The 21,413-nt window shown below is 70.2% G+C and carries 20 protein-coding genes and 1 tRNA gene; 9 read left to right on the top strand and 12 right to left on the bottom strand.

What is annotated here, in order from left to right; genetic code table 11:
- The 3 genes from Psi02_RS16130 to Psi02_RS16120 are packed head-to-tail and all read left to right on the top strand — an operon-like array spanning position 1 to position 2,997.
- The gene (locus tag Psi02_RS16130; protein ID WP_203974906.1) at positions 1–918 is read left to right on the top strand and encodes a carbohydrate ABC transporter permease; all 918 of its coding nucleotides are present in this window, start codon (positions 1–3) and stop codon (positions 916–918) included.
- Positions 915–1,727, top strand: a complete 813-nt coding sequence (locus tag Psi02_RS16125) for a carbohydrate ABC transporter permease (protein WP_203974905.1) — start codon at positions 915–917, stop codon at positions 1,725–1,727. The genes Psi02_RS16130 and Psi02_RS16125 overlap by 4 nt, the downstream gene beginning before the upstream one ends.
- Before the next feature lie 19 nt (positions 1,728–1,746).
- Entirely contained in the window at positions 1,747–2,997 is a 1,251-nt protein-coding gene (locus Psi02_RS16120) for a Gfo/Idh/MocA family protein (RefSeq protein WP_203974904.1), read from the top strand.
- 600 nt (positions 2,998–3,597) lie between these two features.
- Here the strand turns inward: Psi02_RS16120 and Psi02_RS16115 are convergent.
- Together Psi02_RS16115 and Psi02_RS16110 are read right to left on the bottom strand one after the other, a co-directional pair.
- Positions 3,598–4,419 carry a class II fructose-bisphosphate aldolase gene (locus tag Psi02_RS16115; RefSeq protein ID WP_203974903.1) on the bottom strand — a complete coding sequence of 274 codons (822 nt, stop codon included), beginning with the start codon at positions 4,417–4,419 and terminating at the stop codon, positions 3,598–3,600.
- Positions 4,420–4,456: 37 nt separating this feature from the next.
- A complete protein-coding gene (locus Psi02_RS16110; RefSeq protein WP_203974902.1) occupies positions 4,457–5,416 on the bottom strand; it encodes a 1-phosphofructokinase family hexose kinase in 960 nt (319 codons plus the stop codon).
- A 229-nt stretch (positions 5,417–5,645) separates the two neighbouring features.
- Between Psi02_RS16110 and Psi02_RS16105 the strand changes: the two genes are divergently transcribed.
- The 3 genes from Psi02_RS16105 (at position 5,646) to Psi02_RS16095 (ending at position 8,333) form a co-directional block, all read left to right on the top strand.
- Positions 5,646–5,716 (top strand) — tRNA-Ser (locus Psi02_RS16105).
- A gap of 23 nt (positions 5,717–5,739) precedes the next feature.
- Positions 5,740–7,200 carry an SDR family oxidoreductase gene (locus tag Psi02_RS16100; protein WP_203974901.1) on the top strand — a complete coding sequence of 487 codons (1,461 nt, stop codon included), beginning with the start codon at positions 5,740–5,742 and terminating at the stop codon, positions 7,198–7,200.
- Positions 7,200–8,333 (top strand): leucine-rich repeat domain-containing protein, encoded by a 1,134-nt coding sequence (locus Psi02_RS16095; RefSeq protein ID WP_203974900.1) that lies wholly within the window; start codon positions 7,200–7,202, stop codon positions 8,331–8,333. The genes Psi02_RS16100 and Psi02_RS16095 overlap by 1 nt, the downstream gene beginning before the upstream one ends.
- Positions 8,334–8,417: 84 nt before the next feature.
- On the opposite strand, the gene Psi02_RS16090 is transcribed toward Psi02_RS16095, so the two are convergent.
- The gene (locus Psi02_RS16090) at positions 8,418–9,260 is read right to left on the bottom strand and encodes an oxidoreductase (protein ID WP_203974898.1); all 843 of its coding nucleotides are present in this window, start codon (positions 9,258–9,260) and stop codon (positions 8,418–8,420) included.
- 111 nt (positions 9,261–9,371) lie between these two features.
- Between Psi02_RS16090 and Psi02_RS16085 the strand changes: the two genes are divergently transcribed.
- A complete protein-coding gene (locus tag Psi02_RS16085; RefSeq protein ID WP_203974897.1) occupies positions 9,372–9,947 on the top strand; it encodes a TetR family transcriptional regulator in 576 nt (191 codons plus the stop codon).
- A 188-nt stretch (positions 9,948–10,135) separates the two neighbouring features.
- On the opposite strand, the gene Psi02_RS16080 is transcribed toward Psi02_RS16085, so the two are convergent.
- Positions 10,136–11,020 carry an SIS domain-containing protein gene (locus Psi02_RS16080; protein ID WP_203974896.1) on the bottom strand — a complete coding sequence of 295 codons (885 nt, stop codon included), beginning with the start codon at positions 11,018–11,020 and terminating at the stop codon, positions 10,136–10,138.
- Positions 11,021–11,173: 153 nt separating this feature from the next.
- On the opposite strand from Psi02_RS16080, the gene Psi02_RS16075 reads away from it, so the two are divergent.
- Positions 11,174–11,944, top strand: coding sequence for a DeoR/GlpR family DNA-binding transcription regulator (locus Psi02_RS16075; protein WP_203974895.1), 771 nt, complete (start codon positions 11,174–11,176; stop codon positions 11,942–11,944).
- A gap of 17 nt (positions 11,945–11,961) precedes the next feature.
- On the opposite strand, the gene Psi02_RS16070 is transcribed toward Psi02_RS16075, so the two are convergent.
- The 6 genes from Psi02_RS16070 to zwf all read right to left on the bottom strand — a co-directional run bounded on the left by Psi02_RS16070 (position 11,962) and on the right by zwf (position 19,406).
- Positions 11,962–12,120 (bottom strand): hypothetical protein, encoded by a 159-nt coding sequence (locus tag Psi02_RS16070; RefSeq protein ID WP_203974894.1) that lies wholly within the window; start codon positions 12,118–12,120, stop codon positions 11,962–11,964.
- A 341-nt stretch (positions 12,121–12,461) separates the two neighbouring features.
- Positions 12,462–12,806, bottom strand: a complete 345-nt coding sequence (locus Psi02_RS16065) for an MmcQ/YjbR family DNA-binding protein (RefSeq protein WP_203974893.1) — start codon at positions 12,804–12,806, stop codon at positions 12,462–12,464.
- Between the two features lie 249 nt (positions 12,807–13,055).
- Entirely contained in the window at positions 13,056–14,105 is a 1,050-nt protein-coding gene (gene gnd, locus Psi02_RS16060; protein WP_239094930.1) for a phosphogluconate dehydrogenase (NAD(+)-dependent, decarboxylating), read from the bottom strand.
- A gap of 115 nt (positions 14,106–14,220) precedes the next feature.
- On the bottom strand, positions 14,221–15,846 hold the full coding sequence (gene pgi, locus Psi02_RS16055; RefSeq protein ID WP_203974892.1) for a glucose-6-phosphate isomerase: 1,626 nt from the start codon (positions 15,844–15,846) through the stop codon (positions 14,221–14,223).
- Between the two features lie 99 nt (positions 15,847–15,945).
- Positions 15,946–18,018 carry a transketolase gene (tkt, locus tag Psi02_RS16050; RefSeq protein WP_203974891.1) on the bottom strand — a complete coding sequence of 691 codons (2,073 nt, stop codon included), beginning with the start codon at positions 18,016–18,018 and terminating at the stop codon, positions 15,946–15,948.
- Positions 18,015–19,406 (bottom strand): glucose-6-phosphate dehydrogenase, encoded by a 1,392-nt coding sequence (zwf, locus tag Psi02_RS16045; protein ID WP_203974889.1) that lies wholly within the window; start codon positions 19,404–19,406, stop codon positions 18,015–18,017. Before zwf ends, tkt begins: the two co-directional genes overlap by 4 nt.
- Before the next feature lie 316 nt (positions 19,407–19,722).
- Here zwf and Psi02_RS16040 point away from each other — a divergent pair, with 316 nt between their 5' ends.
- Complete coding sequence (locus Psi02_RS16040; protein ID WP_203974887.1) at positions 19,723–19,920, top strand: hypothetical protein; 198 nt, start codon at positions 19,723–19,725, stop codon at positions 19,918–19,920.
- A 2-nt stretch (positions 19,921–19,922) separates the two neighbouring features.
- On the opposite strand, the gene Psi02_RS16035 is transcribed toward Psi02_RS16040, so the two are convergent.
- Positions 19,923–20,762 carry a maleylpyruvate isomerase family mycothiol-dependent enzyme gene (locus tag Psi02_RS16035; RefSeq protein WP_203974885.1) on the bottom strand — a complete coding sequence of 280 codons (840 nt, stop codon included), beginning with the start codon at positions 20,760–20,762 and terminating at the stop codon, positions 19,923–19,925.
- Positions 20,763–20,851: 89 nt separating this feature from the next.
- A complete protein-coding gene (locus Psi02_RS16030) occupies positions 20,852–21,331 on the bottom strand; it encodes a MarR family winged helix-turn-helix transcriptional regulator (RefSeq protein WP_203974883.1) in 480 nt (159 codons plus the stop codon).
- Between the last annotated feature and the right edge of the window lie 82 nt (positions 21,332–21,413).

Below are 21,413 nucleotides of genomic sequence, written 5' to 3'. Positions count from 1 at the left end.
ATGGCCGCCGACGCGCTCACGATGCGCGGGCGGCGGGCCAGGCCCCGGGTACGGCTGATGCCCCACCTGACCGGGTGGGGCTTCGTCGGGCCGGCGACGCTCGTCATCGTCGGCCTGTCGATCTTCCCGGCGGTCTGGGCGCTGATCCTCTCGCTGCGGGACGACAACCTGCTGGCGCCCGGCTCGTTCGTGGGGCTGCAGAACTACCGCGACCTGCTCGACGACCCGGATCTGCGGGCGGCGACCCTGCACACCCTGCTGTACTCCGTCCTGTACGTCCCGGGATCGCTCATCATCGGGCTGCCGATCGCGCTCGCGCTCAACCGGCCGATCCGGTTCCGCGCGTTCTACCGGACCTGCCTGTTCGTGCCGTACGTCGTCTCGGCGGCCGCCACGGGCATCCTCGCCAACTTCATCCTCGATCCGCAGTTCGGCATCGTGAACGACCTGCTCGCGGGCGCGGGCATCGCCCGGCAGGGATTCCTGCAGGACCCCTCGCAGGCGTTGCTCACCCTGGTCATGGTGTCGTTGTGGGGCTCGGTGGGCCTGCCCATCGTGGTCTACCTGGCCGCGTTGCAGGACATCCCGCGCGAACTGCTCGAAGCGGCGCGGGTCGACGGCGCGGGCGCGTTCCGGGTCTTCCGGGCGGTGACCCTGCCCCAGCTCAGGCCCGCCACCGTCTTCCTGGTGATCTGGCAGACGATCGACGCGCTGCAACTGTTCGACCTGGTGTACACGACCACCAAGGGGCAGCCCCTCGACTCCACCACCGTGATCGTGTTCTACCTGTACCAGCAGGCCTTCCAGCTGTTCCACGCCGGATACGGGGCGGCCGTGGCCTACGCGCTGTTCGTGGTCACCCTGGTCGTGTCCGGGGGCGCGCTCTGGTACGCCCGGCGAGGGGAGGCACCCTCATGAAGCGTCAGTGGCCCTACCACCTGGTCCTCATGCCGCTGTCGTTGTTGTTCGCGGCGCCGCTGGTGTGGATGCTCATCACGTCGTTCATGCCCGACGCCGAGATCAACGCGTTCCCGCCGCACCTGTGGCCCAGCCACATCGACTTCGGCGGGTACCTCAAGGTCCTCACCGAGGACAGCTACCCGCGGTGGTTCGGCAACACGCTGCTCGTCACCGCCGTCGCCGTCGTCGCCCACCTGGTGTTGTGCTCCCTCGCCGGGTACGGCTTCGCCCGGCTGCGCTTCCGCGGCAGGGGCGTCGCCTTCGTGGCCATCATGGCGACCGTCATGGTGCCGACCCAGGTGCTGATGATCCCGACGTTCCTCGTCTTCAAGAGCCTCGGCCTGATCGACACGCTGGCCGCGGCGTTCCTGCCCTGGCTGGCGACGGCCTTCGGGGTCTTCCTGATGAGGCAGTTCTTCCTCAGCCTGCCGCGCGAACTGGAGGAGGCCGCCCGGATCGACGGCTGCAACCGCCTCGGCGTGTTCTTCCGCGTGGTGTTGCCGCTCGCCCGTCCCGCGCTCGCGACCCTGGCCGTCTTCACGTTCCTCGGCGCGTGGAACGACCTGATCTGGCCGCTGATCGCCATCAACTCCGAGGAGACCTACACCCTGCAGGTGGGTCTCACGACGTTCGCGGGAGCCCGGCACACCCAGTGGTCGGCGCTGATGGCCGGCAACGTGCTGGCGACCTTCCCGCTGATCGCGGCGTTCCTCGTGGCCCAGCGGCACTTCATCGCGACCATGTCGTTCAGCGGGCTCAAGGGATGACCCGCGGAGAGGATCGAACATGAGCCGGCCGGTCACACTGGTCGTCGTCGGAGCGGGCATGCGGGGCACGGTCTACGCCCGCCACGCGGCGGCCGCGGGCGCCCGCGTGGTCGCCGTCGCCGATCCCGATCCGAAGCGCCGGGCGGCCTTCGCCGCCGAGCACGGGCTGGCGCCGGAACACGTCCACGCGGACTGGACGGCCCTGGCCGCCCAGCGGTCGGCGGACGCCGCCGTCATCGCCAGCCCGGACGGGCAGCACGCCGACCAGGCCGTGGCGTTCGCCCGCACGGGACACCACCTGCTGCTGGAGAAGCCGATGGCCACCTCGGAGGCCGACGCACGGCGCATCGTGGACGCGGTGGAGGCGGCCGGAGTGATCCTCACGGTCTGCCATGTGCTCCGCTACACCGTCTACACCCGCGTGCTCACCTCGCTTCTCGCGTCCGGGCGGATCGGCGAGATCGTGAGCGTGCAGCACCTCGAGCCGGTCGGCTGGTGGCACCAGGCCCACTCGTTCGTGCGCGGCAACTGGCGGCGTGAGCAGGACGCGCCCATGTTGCTCGCGAAGTCGTGCCACGACATCGACTGGCTGCTCCACATCACCGGCCGGCCGGTCGAACGCGTCTCGTCGTTCGGGTCGCTGAAACACTTCACCGCGGCCAACCGGCCGGAGGGCGCGGCGGACCGGTGTCTCGACTGCGCGGTCGAGGCCACCTGCCCCTACTCGGCGCCCCGGCTCTACCTCGACTGCCTGAAGGATCCGGACCGCACGTTCTGGCCGTTGAGCGTGGTCACCTCCGACCACACCGAGGAGGGCGTACGGCAGGCCCTGCGCGAGGGACCCTACGGCCGGTGCGTCTACGCCTGCGACAACTCCGCCGTCGACCATCAGGTGGTCTCCTGGGAGTTCGCCGGGGGCGGCACCGTCTCCTTCACCATGACGGCGTTCACACCGCAGGAGCAGCGCAGGACCAGGATCTTCGGCACACACGGCTACCTGGAGGGCGACGGGACCCTGCTGAAGGTCATTGACTTCCGTACAGGCCGGGAGGAGGTCGTCGACACCAGCGCGGAGAGCGGAGCCTCGACCGCGGACGGCCATGGTGGGGGAGACGGAGCCCTCGTGGACGCCTTCCTCCGGGCGGTGGCCGTGGGCGACGCCTCGCTGGTCTGGACGGACGCCGCCACGAGCCTCGCCTCCCACCGCGTCGTATGGGCCGCAGAACAAGCCCGCCGAACCGCCACCGTCGTCCCCCTACCCCCGCCGTGATCATGCACGGGTTCGTGCGCGGCCATGCCGACCTGCGCGAACCTTTGTCGTGATCATGCACAGGTTCGTGCGCGGCCATGCTGGCCTGCGCATACGGTCCGCGTGATCATGCACGGGTTCGTGTACGGCTGTGCTGGCCTGCGCGAACCTTTGTCGTGATCATGCACGGGTTCGTGCGCGGCCGTGTTGGCCTGCGCATACGGTCCGTGTGATCATGCACACATTCGTGTACGGCCGTGCGCGGACCCGGCCCTTGCTCGATACATCGCCCGAATAGTTTTCGCGGACGCATCGCCCATCGAACAGAGAACCCGAAGTAACCTGCCCGCAGAAGGCTGCCCGCGGTCGCTGTGGCCATGGCCGCAGCGCTCTTGCGCACGTTGCGCACAAGTCAATTGGGCCCGCATCTTGCGCATGATCACGCCAGAGATTTGCGCAGGTCAGAGCGCCCGTCAACGAATCTGCGCATGATCACGCGGACCGTATGCGCAGGTCACCGTGGCCGCGCACGAATCCATGCATGATCACGGCGGAGGTTCGCGCAGGTCGGCGTGGCCGCGTACGAATCGGTGCATGATCACGGCGGGGTTCTGTGGGGGGTCATGACAGGACGTTGAGGAGATGGGCCACCTCGCGGGCGACGGCGTCGCGGCCGACCTTGACGTACGCCCGGGAGTCGACCGCCGACGGGTGTAGGTCGAGGTGGCCGCGGACGGCCTCGGTGAAGGCCTTGTTGAGATGCGTGGCGATGTTGATCTTCTTCATGCCGTGCCGTACGGCAGCGCGGAGGGTGTCGTCGGGCACCCCGGAGGAGCCGTGCAGCACGAGAGGGACCGGCACCGCGGCGTGGAGCTCCGCGATGAGGTCGAGGTCGAGCACGGCGTCCTTGGTGGTCATCGCGTGGGAGCTGCCGACGGCCACCGCCAGGGCGTCGACACCCGTACGCGCCACGTAGTCGGCGGCCTCGTGTGGTTTGGTGCGGGCGCCCGGCGCGTGCACACCGTCCTTCCCGCCGACCTCGCCGAGCTCGGCCTCCACCCACACGCCGCGCTCGTGGCACCAGGCGACGACGTCCGCGGTGGCCGCCACGTTGGCTTCGTCGTCGAGTGCGGAGGCGTCGAACATGACCGAGCCGAGCCCGAGCGTGACGGCCTCCTCGACCAGGGCGCGGTCGGTGGCGTGGTCGAGATGCACGGCGACGGGCACGGCCGCGGCGCCGGCGACGGCCAGCGAGGCCACCGCGATCGGGGCCAGCGCCCCGTGATAGCGGACCGCGTTCTCGCTGATCTGCAGGACCACGGGGGTGTCCGCGGCCTCCGCTCCCGCGACGATCGCCTCGGCGTGCTCCAGCAGGATGACGTTGAAGGCGCCGACGCCCGCCGGAGCGTTACGGGTGATGTCGCCGATGCCGACGAGGGGCATGGACGGCCTCCGTTTCTGTGGTTCTTCGGGTGGGGGGTCAGGCGACGGGCTCGATGCTGATCGCGGGGTGGAGGGTCCGGTAGACCCCGGGGTCGAAGTCGCCGGCGAGGGGAGCGGCGACGGCGGCGGCCCCCAGCGCGGTGGCGCGGCGCAGCCGGTCCGGCCATGGGGTGGCTTCCACGAGGCCGAGGGCGAGCCCCGCCACCAGGGCGTCTCCCGCGCCGGTCGGGTTTCCGGAGATCTCGCGCGGCATGTGGGCCCGCCAGGACCCGCCGGGCGTCACCGCGAGCGCCCCGCCTGCTCCGAGCGAGACCACCACGGACTCCGCTCCCGCTCTCCGCAACGTTTCCGCCCGGGCCGTGTCGGGAGACGGGTGCGATGCCCCCCCGCGGGGCATGGCCCGCGCGAGTTCCTCCGCGTTGGGTTTGACGATCGAGGGACGGCCGCGCAGGGCGTGACGGAGAGGAGCGCCGTCGGCGTCCACGATCGCGGGCACGCCTCGCTCCGCGGCCATCGCCGCGAGTCCGGCGTAGAAGTCCGCGGGAACGCCGGGAGGCAGGCTCCCGGAGATCACGACGGCGTCCGCCCGGCCGACGAGGCCGGCGAAGTGGCGGGTGAAACGGGCGAGGTCCTCGTCGGTCACCACCGGGCCCGGCTCGTTGAACAGCGCGTTCCGGGGGGCTGTGGCCGTACCGGACGCGGACGCGCCGGGGTCGGAGACCACGAGGGTGGTCCGTGACTCGGCGGCGATGGGGGTGAAGTCCGCGGCGACGCCCGCGAGGGTGAGGTCGGCCAGGACGGCGTCGCCGGTACGGCCTCCGGCGAGGCCCGTGGCGAGGACCTCGTGGCCGAGAGAAGTGAGCACGCGGGCGACGTTCACGCCCTTGCCGCCCGCGCGGCGATGGACCGCGCTGACGCGGTTCATGCCGTTCCAGTCGACATCGCCGACCGCGTAGGTCACGTCGAGAGCCAGGTTGAGCGTGACGGTGAGGATCATGCCGCGAGTTCTGCCTGGTCGCAGGCGCCAGTGGGGGAGATCACTGCGGCCTCCCGACGGAGGATGGTTCGTTTATGCATCTTTCATAGCATTAATGAGCATATTTGTGCAGTGAGGAGCCGTGCGTGATGTGCGTCACAGCGCCGCCCCTTCGGTGATCGTTTCGTGCCGGCCGCTCCGTGCGGGCCCGTGATCAAGTGTCGGAAATATCGCTAAGGTGACCGAAGGCAAGGCTGTAGCGCAGAGGTCGTCGTGCCCTTTGCTCAAGGGAGGACGCCGGTTCGAATCCGGCCGGCCTTGCCGCTCATTCGTGAGGAGAGCCGATGGCGTCGAACCCCCCGGACGTGGTCGCGGACGCCCTCGCCCAGCCGGACATCGAGACCTGCCTGCGGGTGCTCGACCGGGCGCGCGCGACGGACCCCGCGGACCCGCGGTGGGCGGCCGTGCACGAGGCCGTGGCGCAGGTCTACCGGGCGGGCAGGAAGGCGCGGAAGGCGGCCAGACGCGCGGACCGCAGGCGCCGCGACCGTGAGGCCATGGCGGCCTCGGAGCGTTACCAGGAGCAGGACCCCGGTCCCGAGCCGACGCGGCCGGCCGCAGGACACCTGGCCGGCGCCGGGACCGCCGGCCCGGTGCCGACGGTCCTGCGGCCGCTGGTCGGCGCCCACCGGTGCTACGTGTGCAAGACGATGTACGGCCACGTGCATCCCGTCTACCACCTCATGTGCCCGGACTGTGCGGCCGAGAGCCTGAGCCGCCGTCACGCGCGATGCGATCTGCACGGGCGGCGGGCGCTCGTCACCGGCGGCCGCATCAAGATCGGCTTCCATCTGGTGCTGAAGATGTTGCGTGACGGCGCCGAGGTCCTGGTCACCTCTCGCTTCCCCCGCGACGCCGCCCGTCGTTTCGCGGCGGTGCCCGACTCCGCGGAGTGGCTGGACCGCTTACATGTTCACGGCGTCGACCTGCTCGACTTCGCGGGCTTGGCCGGGCTGCTCGAATCCGTGCACGACCGTTTCGAGCACCTCGACATCCTGGTCAACAACGCGGCACAGACGATCAGACGGCCCCAGGCGTATCACCATCAGGTGCGCTCGGCGGAGAACGAGCCTCTGACAGGGACGGCGGCACGGGTCCGGATCACGACTCCGGCGAGGCCGGCCGCGGTCGCCTTCCGCGAGGCGGTGGAGGTCGCCGCCCTCGGCTCCGCCGGCCGTACGCTCGCGGCGGGGGAGGACGGGATGGAGTCGCTCTTCCCGGCCGGCCGTACGGACGAGACGGGCCAGCCGCTGGACCTGCGCGCGCGCAACAGCTGGAATCTGCGCCTGCACGAGGTCGATCCCGTGGAGTGGCTGGAGGTGCAGACGGTGAACGCCTTCGGGCCCTTCCTCCTCACCTCCCGGCTGCGCGGGCTCATGGAGGCGTCGCCGTTCCCCGATCGCTACGTGGTGCAGGTCTCGGCCATGGAGGGGAGCTTCTCGCGCGTGAACAAGACCGTCCGGCACCCGCACACGAACATGGCGAAGGCTTCGCTGAACATGCTGACCCGTACGGCGGCCGCCGACTATGCGGCCTCGGGGATTCACATGAACAGCGTGGACACGGGCTGGGTGACCGACGAACGTCCTCATCCTGCGAAGACGGCCCAGCGGGAGTCCGGTTTCCGGCCGCCGCTGGACGTCATCGACGGCGCCGCGCGCGTCTACGACCCCGTCGTACGAGGCGTCGGCGGGCAGCGGATGTCCGGCCTGTTCCTGAAGGACTTCCAACCGGTGGAGTGGTGATGACGCAGCCGACGCCCGTGCGCTGCCCCGCGATCGAGCATCCCGATGTGCCGCTCGCCGACCCCGCGGCGCTCCGACCGCTCCTCGCCAGGCTGGCCACTTCGGACCCGGTCAGCGCCGACGAGACGTTCCCGGTGGGGACCGTACGGCCGGACGGGCGGATCGACCTCTGCAAGCAGGGACTCGGCCCGGTGGGCGTCATCCGGCTGCTGCCCGTGGTGACCGCCTCGCCCCATGTCGCCCATCTGCTGCTCGGCACGAACGCCATCGGCTCCGAGGGAGCCCGGGCGATCGCCGGGGCGTTGCAGCCGGGCCACCCGCTGCGGACGTTGTATCTCGGCTGCAACCGCATCGACCCGGGTGGAGCCGCCGCGTTGGCCGACCGGCTGGCCGGTGACGACACCGTCCACGGCCTCTGGCTCAAGCGCAATCCGATCGGCGACGCGGGAGTCCGGGCGCTCGCCACGATGGTGCGCCGCAACACCACGCTCCGCACGCTCGACCTGGTGAACACCGGGCTCACCGTGGACGGGCTGGGCGCCCTTCTCGCCGCACTCACGGACAGGTCCCGGCCGATCGAGCGGCTCTTCCTCGGCGGCAACGGCCTCGGTCCCGACGCCGCACCTTTGCTGGCGGCGCTGATCCGCGACGCGGGTGTCCGCGAGCTCTACCTGGCGGCCAATCATCTGGGCGACAAAGGTGCCGCCGCGCTCGCGGCGGCGGCCGATCCCGCCCGGCCGGTAGGCCTCGGCCTCGGCGGCAACGGGATCGGACCCGCCGGCGCCCGTGCGCTGGCCGCGGCTCTCGACGGGATCGAGGTGCTGGACCTCGGCCGGCCGCCGTCGGAGCGCGCCCTCGGCGCACCCGCCAACGTCACCGGGGACCTCGGCGTGGAGGCGCTCACCGGAGCGCTCATGGGCAGCCCGCTCCGTCGGCTCGAGCTTCGCCACACCGGGGTGACCGGGCGGGGGGCCACGACCCTTCTGGGAGGTGTCCCCGCCGGTACCCGCCTGGAATATGTGGGGCTGGGACCGGGCGTGCCCCGGAAGCTGAAGCGTTCCCTCGCGCCGCGCCTGCGCCCGGCCTCGGAGACGCATCCCGACCTGCGTGCGATCGCCAGCGTCTACCGGTGACCCGCGAACTCCGGGTCCTGCCCGGCGAGCAGGCAGCGGATCCGCCGGCACCGGATGGACGCCGGGCGGTCAAGGTCGTCCCTGTCAGGACTCGTCGGCGGGGAAGTCGGCGGACCTGCTGACGTCGGCCCACTTCTCGGCTTCCGCGGCGCGCACCCTGGAGGCCTGCTCCGCCAGGTCGACCGCGCCCGCACCGAGCAGAAGGCGCAGCGGCGGCTCGTCGAGGCCCACGATGTCGGTGATGATCCTGGCGGCGCGGACCGGGTCGCCCGCCCACTGGTGCACGGTGGACTCCCGGTAGCGGTTCATCGCGCCGACCGTCTCGTCGTAGTCCTGGCTCACCGGTGGGGTGCGCATCGAGGAGCCGCCCCAATCGGTGCGGAAGCCGCCGGGCTCGATGATGGTGACCTTCACGCCGAAGGGCTTCACCTCGTTGCTGAGAACCTCGGAGAAGCCTTCGACGGCCCACTTGGCGGTCTGGTACGCGCCCATCCCCGGAGTGCCGCCGACGCGTCCGCCGATGGAGGAGAACTGGATGAAGTGCCCCGACCGCTGCCGGTGCAGTACGGGCAGGGCGGCCTTGGTGACGTTGACGACGCCGAACAGGTTCGTCTCGATCTGGGCGCGGAAATCGTCGTCGGGGGTGTCCTCGATGGAGGCGCTGTTGGCGTAGCCGGCGTTGTTCACCACGACGTCGAGCGTCCCGAACTCGTCGACCGCGGTCTGTACGGCGGCGCGGGCGGCCGCCGCGTCGGTGACGTCGAGCCCGATCGCCCGTACGGCGTCGCCGTACTCCTTCACGAGATCGTCGAGCTGCTCCGGGCGCCGCGCGGTCGCGACGACCCGGTCGCCGTTGTCGAGCGCCGCCTTGGCGAGCTCCCGGCCGAAGCCCCGGGAGCTGCCGGTGATGAGCCAGGTCTTGGACATGAGGGGTTCCTTCACTAACTAACTGACCAGTTGGATACGAGTCAGGAAACACCCGCCGGGCGAGTTGTGTCAACTAACCGGTTGGTTGGACCGAGTGGTAGGGTCACGGGCATGGTGCGGGACGCGGATCGGACGAAGAAGCGGCTTCTGGAGGCGGCGGCCGTCGAGTTCGCCGCGCTCGGCATCGCGGGGGCCCGGGTCGACCGCATCGCCGAAGCCGCCGGATGCAACAAGGCGATGATCTACGCGTACTTCGGCAACAAGGACCAGTTGTTCGACGCGGTCTTCACCGCTCTGGTCGCCGCGACCATCGAGCACGTGCCGTTCGACGCCGCCGACCTTCCGGGGTACGCCGGGCGGTTGTTCGACCGTTACGAGGACGATCCCGCGACCGTTCGCCTGGCCACCTGGTACCGGCTGGAGCGGCCGCAGGGGGCTCCGCTGCAGGCCATCGTGACCTCCAACGTCGGGAAGCTCGAGAAGGTGGCGCGGGCGCAGCGAGAGGGCGTCCTGTCGGATCACTACACGCCGGTCGAGCTCCTCACGCTCGTCATCTCGGTGGCGGGGGCGTGGGCGTCGGTCACCCCCGAGTTGGGCACGAACGCTCCGGCCGACCGCGACCGCCGTAGGCGCACCGTCGTCGACGCCGTACGGCGGCTGATCGCCCGCGGGCTTCACGAGGCCTGATCCGGCCCGTCCAGGTATGGATTGCGGCGTACCTCGCTCGCCTCGATCGTCGTGCCGATGGTGCTGCTCGGTTTCGGGTCCGGCCCGCCGATCGGGCCCGTGGACGGCGAGGCGCCGGCCGCCGCCCCGCCGTACGGAAGCGGGACGACGGCCGGGCGCTCAACCTCTTCGGTTACGGAGTCGTGCCGTCAGGCGGGGAGGATGACCGACCGGGTGAGGTGCAGCGGCCGGTCGGGGTCCAGGCCGGCGGCGTGGGCGCGGGCGACGGCCACCCGCTGGACGCGGATGAGTTCGGCCATCGGGTCGAGGGTCGTCTCCAGGAGCGTGCCGCCGGTGGCCTCGACCTGGTCGCGCATCCCGCTGGGGGCCGTGCCCAGCGTCCAGGTGATCCGTCCCGGTCCCGCGATGGCGATGGGGCCGTGGCGGTACTCCATGGCGAGGTGGGCCTCGGTCCAGGCCCGGCACGCCTCCCGCATTTTCAGCGCCGCCTCCTGGGCGATGCCGTACGTCCAGCCGGTGCCGAGGAAGGAGAACTGCTCGGCGGCGATCAGCGACTCCGGGAGCGGCTCGGCGAGCGCGTGCTCTGCGTCCGCGATGGCGGAGGTGAGGTCCTCGCCGAGGTGCGTGCGGAGGAGGGCGAGCTGGGTCGTGGCGAAGCGGGTCTGCACCACGGACCGCTCGTCGGCGAAGCCGAGGACGATCGTCTCGTCCGCCAGACCGGTCACCGGCGTGTCCGCGTCCGCGGTGATGGCGGTCGTCCTGGTGGAGGAGCCGGACTCCTTCACGCGGCGAAGGAGATCGAGGACCTCGGTGGTGGTCCCCGACCGGGTGAGGGCGACGATGCGGTCGTAAGGACGCCGGAGAGGGGTCTCCGAAGCGGGGAACGCGTCGGTCTCGCCGTGTCCCGCGCGCTCGCGGAGGGCCGCGTAGCTCTGGGCGATGAACCAGGAGGTGCCGCAGCCGACGACGGCGACGCGTTCACCGGGGGCGGGCAGGGCCTGGGCCGGAATGGCGGCCACCTCGCGCCAGCAGTCCGGTTGTGAGGCGATCTCGGCCTCGGTGTGGGTGGTCATGCCGCCTCCAGATAGGGTTCGTTTCTGCATATTTCATAGCATTATTGAACAGCTTTGTGCAGAGCTGGGGGTGGCATCCGGTGTGTGTGCCAGGCTGGTGCGCGGCGAGTGCGCCAGGAGGCGGGGCAGCGTGAGTAGGCAGGGTGAGGCACGGTGAGCAGGTACGAGCGGTGGAACGCCATCCTCGAACTCCTCGCGGAGGAGGGCCGGTTGTCGGTCGAACAGGCCGCGCAGTCGCTGGAGGTCTCCACCGCGACGATCCGGCGTGATTTCGACGAACTGGCGGGCCAGCAGCTGCTGATGCGGACGCGGGGCGGCGCGGTCACCCAGAGCGTGAGCTACGACCTCCCCCTGCGGTACAAGACGGCCAGGCACGCGGGGGAGAAGCAGCGCATCGCCAAGGCGGCCGCGGCCCTGGTGGAACCGGGCGCCGTGGTCGGGATGAACGGTGGCACGACCACGTCAGAGGTGGCGCGGGCACTGGCCACGGTGGCGGATCCGGAGGTCGGCTTCACGATCGTCACCAACGCGCTGAACATCGCGGCGGAGCTGACCGTCCGCCAGCACGTGAAGATCGTGGTCACCGGCGGGGTGGCCCGGCCGCAGTCATACGAGCTGATCGGCCCGCTGGCGTCGGGAGTGCTGGAACAGGTGGCGATCGACATCGCCTTCCTCGGGGTCGACGCGATCGACGTCGACGCGGGGGCGACCGCGCATCACGAGGGGGAGGCGAGCGTCAACAGCCAGCTCATCGAGCGGGCCGGCCGCGTCGTGGTCGTCGCCGACGCGTCCAAGGTCGGCCGCCGGGCGTTCGCGCGGATCTGCGCGATCGACGCGATCGACAGCTTGATCACCGATGACGGACTGTCCGATGACGCGGCGGCTCGTCTCACCGAGGCCGGCGTGACCGTGACCAGGGTGTGACGCAGAGCCGGGAGGCGTCACCTGCCGAACTCGATCTCGAACCTGGTCGCCTGCAGGGATCTGTCGAGCATCGCTCTCATCGTGTCCGGATCGGCCTCGACGGGCGCGCCGGCGAAGGACTCGTTCGTGACGACGTGCACGCCGGACCAGCCCCAACTTGGGCCGTGATCATGCACACTTTCGATGCAAGCCACCTTGATTTGGGGATTTGTCGTTCGTGATCATGCACAGATTCGAGGAAAGCGGCTCTGACCTGGGCCGGATGGCTTGGTGATCATGCACGTACGTGTCATGTGATCATCGACCGTGGAGTTCGCCGTCTCGGTCACGAATCCATGCATGATCACGGTTGGCGTCGTGGCTGGTCGGAGGCAATGCAACGGAACCAGTGCATGATCACGCCCGATGTCGGGGCTGGTCAGGGGTGGTTTTCCCGAATGCGTGCATGATCACGAACAAGGTCGGGGCCGACCAGGGGTGCCTCTGCCGAATCTGTGCATGATCACGCCAGGGGGGGTCAGTGGCGGGACTCGTGGGCGGTGACGAGTTGCTTGGGGGCGGTCAGGCACCATGCCTCGGTGACGAGCTCGAACAGCTCCTCCCGATCGATCTTCGCCAGATGCACGACGACCCAGCCGAACCTGCCCGTGGTGAACTGGACCTCGAACACGTCGGGGCGCTCGGCCACCAACGCGATCTGCTCCTCGATCGTCGCCTTGAGGCCCACGGTCTCGGTCCGCTCCCACAGGTAGCCGAAGCCCTTGCCGCGCACCTTCAGCGCGATCCAGCTGTCGCTGTCGCTCAGCTTGACCTCAGGGAGATCGCCCAGCATCTTCAGGAACTCGTCGACGGTCACACCCATGGCTTTACATGTACCAGAGTGCTCCGACATTTCTCCGGGATCGCCCGGATCTCATCCCCCTGCCACACCGCATCCGCGACCAGTGCATGATCACGGGCGCTATTGGAGCAGGTCGGCCACGCCGTTCCGGAAAGTGTGCATGATCACGGATGGAGTTTGGCCAGGTCAAGGGCGACGCAACCGAAAGTGTGCATGATCACGAACATGAAAGCGGCAGGTCAGGAATACCGCGGCCGAAGGTGTGCATGATCACGCCGGAGGGGTGGGGCGGGCGCGTTTTTCGGCGTGGCCGCCGAACTCGCTGCGCATCGCGGACAGGGCCACGTCGGTGAACCGCCCGAGCCCGCGCGATTCGAAGCGCTCGATGAGGGCCGCCGTGATGACCGGGGCGGGGACGCCCTCGTCGATCGCCGCGTCCACCGTCCAGCGGCCCTCGCCGGAGTCGGAGACGCGCCCCTCGAAGCCGTCGAGTTGAGGCGAGCGTGCGAGCGCGTCCGCCAGCAGGTCGACGAGCCACGACGAGACGACGGAGCCGCGGCGCCAGACCTCCGCGACCTCGGCGACGTCGATGTCGTACTGGTACGCCTCGGGGTCGCGGAGCGGCGCCGTCTCGGCGTCGATCTCGCGGCCCTCCTTGCCCACGTTGGCGTGGCGGATGATGGACAGGCCCTCGGCGATCGCGCCCATCATGCCGTACTCGACGCCGTTGTGGATCATCTTCACGAAGTGCCCCGCGCCGCTGGGGCCGCAGTGGAGGTAGCCCTCCGCGGCGGTCCCGTCCCCCTTGGCCCTGCTCGGCGTGGGTTCCACGCCGCCGGCGCCGGGCGCGATCGTACGGAAGATCGGATCGAGCCGCTGGACGGCCGCGGCCTGGCCGCCGATCATGAGGCAGTACCCGCGATCGAGGCCCCAGACCCCGCCTGACGTGCCGCAGTCGACGTAGTGGATCCGCTTCGCGGCGAGCCGTTTGGCCCGGGTCATGTCGTCCCGGTAGTAGGAGTTGCCGCCGTCGATCACGACGTCGTCCTCGTCGAGCAGATCGGTGAGCTTGCCGAGCATCGGCTCCACGACGGCCGCGGGCAGCATGAGCCAGATCGCCCGCGGCCTGTCCAGCTTGGCCACGAAGTCCTGGAGGGAGGTGGCGCCGGTCGCGCCCTCGCCTTCGAGTCCGCGCACGGCGCTCTCGTCGACGTCGTAGACGACACAGCGATGGCCGTCCCGCATGAGCCGGCGGACGAGGTTGGCCCCCATCCGGCCGAGGCCGATCATGCCGAGCTGCATGGGCCTGTCCGTCGCCATTGCTCCTCCCGTCCCGCCCAGGCGAAGCCCGGGCGTTCCTGCTCGGCGAAGCCTGAGCGTCCTGCCCGGGGAAGTCCGAGCGTCGCGCCCGTGCTTCGCCGGGCTCAGGTGGGGCCTACTTGAGCCCCCGGTACCGTCGGATGAGGGTGTTGGTGGACGAGTCGTGGGCGAGTTCGGGCTCCTCGTCGCTCAGCAGTTCCGGGGCGATCTGGCCGGCGAGCACCTTGCCGAGCTCCACACCCCACTGGTCGAAGGAGTCGACGCTCCAGATCGTCCCCTGGACGAAGACGATGTGCTCGTAGAGCGCCACCAGTGCCCCGAGCAGGTGGGGGGTGAGCCGTTCGGCGAGCAGCACGTTGGTCGGCCGGTTGCCCTCCATGACCCGGTGCGGCACGACGTGGTCCGGGGTGCCCTCGGCCCTGACCTCCTCCTCCGTCTTGCCGAAGGCGAGGGCCTGCGCCTGCGCGAAGACGTTGGCCATCAGCAGGTCGTGGTGGTCGCGCAGCGGGTTGAGGCTCTTCCCGAAACCGATCAGGTCGACGGGAATCAGCCGTGTGCCCTGGTGGATGAGCTGGTAGAAGCTGTGCTGGCCGTTCGTGCCCGGCTCGCCCCAGTAGACGGGGCCGGTGTCGTAGTCGACCGCCCGGCCGTCCAGGGTCACGTGCTTGCCGTTCGACTCCATGGTGAGCTGCTGGAGGTAGGCGGGGAACCGCTTCAGATACTGCTCGTACGGCATGACGCCGATGCTCTGCACGCCGAAGAAGTTCACGTACCACACGGAGAGCAACCCCATGATCACCGGCAGGTTCTCCGCGAGCGGCGCCGTGCGGAAGTGCTCGTCCATCTCGTGGAAGCCCGCCAGCATCTCGGCGAAGTGCTCGGGCCCGATGGCGAGCATCGTCGACAGGCCGATGGCCGAGTCCATCGAGTACCGGCCGCCGACCCAGTCCCAGAAGCCGAACATGTTGGCGGTGTCGATGCCGAACTCCGCGACGCGTTCGGCGTTCGTGGAGACCGCGACGAAGTGCCGCGCGACCGCTTCGTCGGTGCCCAGCTGGCCGACGACCCAGTCACGCGCGGAGTGGGCGTTGGTGAGCGTCTCCAGTGTGCCGAACGTCTTGGACGAGACGATGAACAACGTCTCGTCCGCGAACAGGTCGTGGGTCGCCTCGGCGAAGTCGGTCGAGTCGACGTTGGAGACGAAACGGAACGTCAGGTCGCGCTTGGTGTAGTGGCGCAGAGCCTCGTAGGCCATGACGGGCCCGAGGTCGGAGCCGCCGATGCCGATGTTGACGATGTTCTTGATGGGCTTGCCCGTGTGGCCCTTCCACTGGCCCGACCGGACGTGGCGGGCGAAGTCGGCCATCCGGTCGAGGACGTCGTGGACCTCGGCGGCGACGTCGGTGCCGTCGACGACGAGCGAGGCGCCCTTCGGCATTCGCAGCGCGACGTGGAGCACCGACCTTCCCTCGGAGGTGTTTATCTTCTCGCCGCGGAACATCATGTCCCTGCGCCGCTCCAGCTCCGACTCCCGCGCGAGATCTGCCAGCAGGCCCATCGTCTCGTCGGTGACGCGGTTCTTCGAGTAGTCGAGGTACAGCCCGGCCGCCTCCGCGGACATGCGCTCGCCCCGCCCGGGGTCCTCGGCGAACAGCTCACGCAGGTGGCGACCGCTGATCTCGGCGTGATGCCGCTCGAGCGCCTTCCAGGAGGCGCGGTCACGGAGCGGGGTGGTGGACATCGGTAATTCCTCCGGTCGCTGGCGAGGTGGCCGCCGGGCGGGCGGTCGCTGCGAAAGTTCTCAGTGATTGCATCCTTCCCCATGCGTTCGGTCCGCTGCTCACCCGGGATCCGCATCGGACGCGCGCGCCCCCGTCACGAGGTCGCGGGCGATCCCCGCCACACGTTCCGGAGTGAAGCCGAACTTCGTGAGCAACTGCTTGAGGGGCGCGGAGGCGCCGAAGGTGTGCATGCCGACGACGACACCCCCGTCGCCGACGTAGCGGTCCCAGCCGAGGGTCGAGGCCTGTTCGACCGCCACCCTGGCCTTCACCGCCGGCGGCAGGACCTCGTCGCGGTACGCCCTGGGCTGGCGGTCGAACAGCTCCCAGCACGGCATGCTCACCACGCGGGCGCCGATTCCCTCCTCGGCCAGGTCGTCGCGGGCGGCGAGGGCGATCGACACCTCGGAGCCCGTGGCGAGGATGATGACGTCCGGGTCGCCCGAGGGCGCCTCCGCCAGTATGTAGGCGCCCTTCGCCACCCCGGAGGCCGCGCCGTACCGGGACCGGTCGAGCGTGGGCAGCGCCTGCCGGGACAGGACCAGCGCCGCGGGCTCGCGCCGCAGCCCGGCCACGATCCGCCAGGTCTCCACCACCTCGTTCGCGTCGGCCGGCCGGAAGACCAGCAGACCGGGCATCGCGCGCAGCGAGGCGAGTTGCTCGACCGGCTGGTGTGTGGGCCCGTCCTCGCCGACGCCGATCGAGTCGTGCGTGAAGATGTGCAGAACCGGGATCTCCATGAGCGCCGACAACCGGATGGCCCCCCGCGCGTAGTCGGAGAAGATCAGGAAGCCCGACCAGAACGGGCGGAGCTTGGTGAGGGCCATGCCGTTCGCGGCGGCGGCGGACGCGTGTTCCCGCACACCGAAATGGAGGTTGCGCCCGCCCGGCTCGCCCGGTTGGAAGTCACCGGCGCCCTCGAAGGACAGGTGGGTCTTCGTCGAGGGCGAAAGGTCGGCGGAGCCGCCGAGCAGCCACGGGATCGCCTGCGCGAGCGCGTTGAGCACGTGGCCGGAGGAGTCGCGGGTGGCCATCCCCTTGGGGTCGGCCGGGAAGACCGGCAGGGCCTCCGCCCATCCGTCGGGAAGCTCCCTGCGCTGGATCCGGTCGAGTTCGTCGGCGAGGTCGGGATGCGCGCCCCGGTACGCCGTGAGGGTCGTCTCCCAGGCGGTCCTGGCCTTGGCCCCGCGTTCGCCGACGCCCCGGGCGAAGCACTCGTAGACCTCCGGCGGGACGTGGAAGTCGGCGTCCTCCGGCAGGCCGAAGAAGCGTTTCGCCGCCCTGACGCCGTCGGGCCCGAGCGGTTCCCCGTGAGCCTTCGGGGTGTCCTCGACGGGGGAGCCGTAGCCGATGTGGCTGTGCACCACCACGAGGGTGGGCCGCTCGTGCTCGGCCCTGAACGCGTGCAGGGCACGGCTCACCTGGTTGAGGTCGTTCGCGTCCGACACCGTCGTGACGTTCCAGCCGTACGCGATGAAGCGGGCGGCGACGTCCTCGGTGAAGGTGATCCCGGTGCGGCCCTCGATCGTCACCCGGTTGGAGTCGTAGATCCAGCACAGCTTCGCCAGGCCCAGATGGCCCGCGAGTGAGGCGGCCTCCGACGAGACGCCCTCCATCATGCAGCCGTCGCCCGCCAGCGCGTACACGTCGAAGTCGAACAGCGGGAACCCTTTCCGGTTGTAGCGCGCGGCCAGCCACCTGCCGGCGATCGCCATGCCGACCGACGTCGCCACGCCCTGACCGAGCGGGCCGGTGGTCGCCTCGACGCCGCTGGTCAGGCGGTATTCGGGATGCCCCGGCGCGTGCGACCCGAGCTGGCGGAACGTCTCCAGGTCCTCGAGTGTGACGGCCGGACGGCCGAGGATCTCGTAGTCGGGATCGACGGCGCGAACGCCGCTCAGGTGGAACAGGGACCACAGCAGCGCCGAGGCGTGGCCCTCCGAGAGCACGAAACGGTCGCGGTTCGGCCAGATCGGGTTGGCCGGGTCGAACCTCAGGAAGCGCTGCCACAACGTGTACGCCACGGGCGCGATGTCGAGCGGAGTCCCGGGGTGCCCGGAGTTCGCCTTCTGCACGGCATCGACGCACAGGCCGCGGATGGTGTTGATCGACAGCGTGTCTAGGTCGGTCATGGGTGCACCTCGGTCGGAAGCCAGCGGCCGCCTGGGGCGAGCCGGTCCGCCGCGGCGGGCCCCCAGCTGCCGCGTTCGTACGGCTCCGGCGGCGCCTTGGCGTCCAGGATGGGATCGACGATGCGCCAGGCCTCCTCGACGGTGTCCTCGCGGGCGAAGAGTCGCGGATCTCCGGAGAGCGCGCCGGTGAAGATCCGCTCGTAGGCGCTCTCGGTGTAGCCCAGCTGGCTCGCGAAGTCGACCGAGACGTTCACCTCGCGGGTGCCCACGGGGGTGTTCGGATCCTTGGCGAGCAGGCGGAACGTCACCCCCGGGCCGGGCTGGAGCCGGAACCGCACGATGTTGGGCGCGGGACGTTCGCAGTCGCGGGACAGGAACAGGACGCGCGGCGGCCTGCGGAACTCGACGGCGATCTCGGTGGTGGTGACCGCGAGCGCCTTGCCGGCCCTGATGAGGAAGGGGACGTCGGCCCAGCGCCAGTTGTCGATCCAGAGCCGCGTCGCCACGTACGTCTCCGTCGTCGACCCCGCGGCGACGCCCGGAGTGTTCGGGTAGCCGGCGTACTGCCCGCGCACCGTCTCGCCCGGGTCGATCGCCCGCACCGCGCACAGCAGCCGCCGCTTCTCGTCGCGCTCGGCCTCGGCACTGTCGTCGGACGGCGGATCCATCGCCAGGTAGGCCAGCACCTGCAGGAGGTGGTTCTGCACGACGTCCCTGACGGTCCCGACCGCGTCGTAGAACCTGCCCCGGTCGGCGACGTCGAACGACTCGGCCATCGTGATCTGGACGGAGGCGACGTGGGCGCGGTTCCAGACCGGCTCGAGGATGCTGTTGGCGAAGCGGAACATCAGGAGGTTCTCGACGGCGTCCTTGCCGAGGAAGTGGTCGACCCGCAACAACCGATCCTCGGGGAAGTGCCGATGGAGCTCCTCGTTGAGGCGCTCCGCGGACTCGAGGTCGTCCCCGAACGGCTTCTCCACCACCAGTCGCGCGTCGGCGGTGAGACCCGCCGCGTCCAGTCCCTCGGCTATCTGCGCGAACAGGGAGGGCGGCACGGCCAGGTAGTGGACGGCGAATCCCCGGTCACCTATGGCCCGGCCGACGCCTTCGTAGGTGGCGTGGTCGGCGAGTTCGCCGGAGACCAGTTCGATCCGGGAGAGGAGAGCCTCCACGGCCGCCTCGTCGACCTGCTCGCATGCGGCGGCGACGCTGTCGTGCACGTGCCGCCGGAGCTGATCGTGATCCAGGTGGCCGTGGGCGACGCCGACGATCGGCAGATCGAGTTTCTTGTGGAGGGTGAGCCTGTACAGCGCGGGGAGGACCAGTTTCCTGGCGAGGTCCCCGGTGATGCCGTACAGCACCAGGACCTGGCCCGGTCGCTCGTTCACGGTGCCTCCTCGCCGTCCCGCCGGGATGAGAGGCGGGGCCTGCCCCGGACATTCCTCTCGGCACCTATACCCACAGTCCATCCATCGGTACACAAAGCACGCATACCGCTTATATGGCATTAAGTGAGGATGAATGGTTCATTGATGGCGTCGACCGCCCCGCCCACGCGGGCAAGGCTGGGACGCCAGGGGAATCCGCGATGACCAGGACGGATCGGGCCGGCACGCACGATGCTCGCCATAGTCCGAGCGAGGGAGCCCAGTTCCGATGTCCGACACTCCGGAACACGCCCGGCCGAGGACGCCTCGGTGTGAAGTGATCAATCATCCGTATGGAGGCACCTGTGACGCGATCGCGACCTGGTCCGCCGTCTTCTCGTGCGACTGCTACCACACTCGTGAACGACGCGTCTGCGACGGTCATCTGGACGGCCGGCTGTCCTGCGCGGAATGCCTCGAATACGGCGACCATCAATGCCGGATGATCGCGGGGCCGCCGGAGAAGATCGGCTGATCTCAGAGGGAGGTCTTCGCCAGCCAGCGGGCGAGCAGGTCGCGGTCGCCGAACACCTCGAAGCGCCCGTCGGACGGCTCGCGGCGGCCGTACAGCAGGAGCAGGAGATCACTCATCGGCCCGCGCACGGCGACGTCGCCCTTGCCGTGGCCGTGCGTCCACGTGAACGTGCCGGGGCTCAGCGTGATCGTCCACTCGCCGGAGTCACGGTCGTGCGGGTGGGCGGCGGGGACGCCCTCGCCGGGGGTGGCGTGCGGGTCGCGACCGGGGGTGTCGGTGGCGTGGATGTGGAGGGTCTCCCCGGCCCCGCCCAGTTCCCGCAGGGACTCGGTCATCCACGGGGCCACCTTGATGTTGGCGAGGAACTCGTCGACGCCGTCGACCGCCGTGCGGGCCTCGATGTGAGGCTCGCGCCCGAGGGCGAGTTCGGCGTCGGCGCGGTGGACCGTGGTCTCGTGCAACATCCGCCGACTCCAGAAACCCACATCGGGCCGTGCGCTCCACGACCACACCGCGGTGCCGGGATCGGCGTCCCGCAACGCGGTGACCAGTTCGGCGCCTCCCTCCGCCAGCCAGTCCGGGTACGCCCCGGGGTCGCCGGGCATGGTGACCGGGAGGTCGCGAGACCACAGGGGCTCGGTGACCCGCTCGGCGACGAGATGGCGCACCCAGCGGTGAACGATGCCGACGTGCTTCAGCAGCCGCGTCAGGGTCCACCCGGGGCAGGTGGGGACCTCGGCCGCGGGATCGCCGCCCCGCACGACGTCCACCAACCGGTCGATCTCGGCGCTGAGGAGCGAGCAGCGGTCCTCGTGCGATCCGCCACGTTCGCCTGAGTTCATGCGCTCGAGCATAGATCGACCGGCCGGAGGCCGGGGAGTCTCGAGCGCAGATCAGCCGACGGGTGGAGGAGGACGGCCCGGGGAATCCGTCAGGATCGTTCGGCCGACTCGTCCACGAGGATCTCCAGGATCGGGATCGCCGCCGCCAGCGCCTCACGCTGTTCCCGGTCCAGCCGGTCGATGCGCCGGGCGAGCAGCGCCGACCGCTCTCTGCGGATGCGCGCGAGGGTCTTCCTGCCGGTCGCCGTGATGTCCACCAGGAACGACCGGCCGTCCTCGGGGTCGGAGGCCTTGCCGATGAGCCCGGCCGCCGACAGGGGAGTGATGGTCCGGGTCATGGACGGCGCGGAGACGCCCTCCCGCGTGGCCAGTTCGCCCAGGCGGATCGGGCCGCGCTGCTCGATCCGCGCGAGGGCCGACAGTTGGGCGAAGGTGAGGTCCTGGCTGCCGGAGGCCTGCGCCATCTGGCGGTGCAGCCGGGCGATCACCAGCCGGAGCCTGCCCACCTCCTCCGGGTCGAGATCCCCGCCTGTGGCCTGCCGGGTGTGCTGCCCGGTCGGGTCACCCATCGTTCCTCCGGTCCTCTGCCGACTCCGTACGGTCCTACCGTACGGGCTGGGCCGCCCGGTCCATACCCGCACAGATCGGGAC

The organism is Planotetraspora silvatica (genome assembly GCF_016863315.1).
Taxonomy (GTDB): domain Bacteria; phylum Actinomycetota; class Actinomycetes; order Streptosporangiales; family Streptosporangiaceae; genus Planotetraspora; species Planotetraspora silvatica.
Note: the sequence above shows the minus strand (reverse complement) of the source record. Positions and strands in the feature narration are given on the sequence as shown.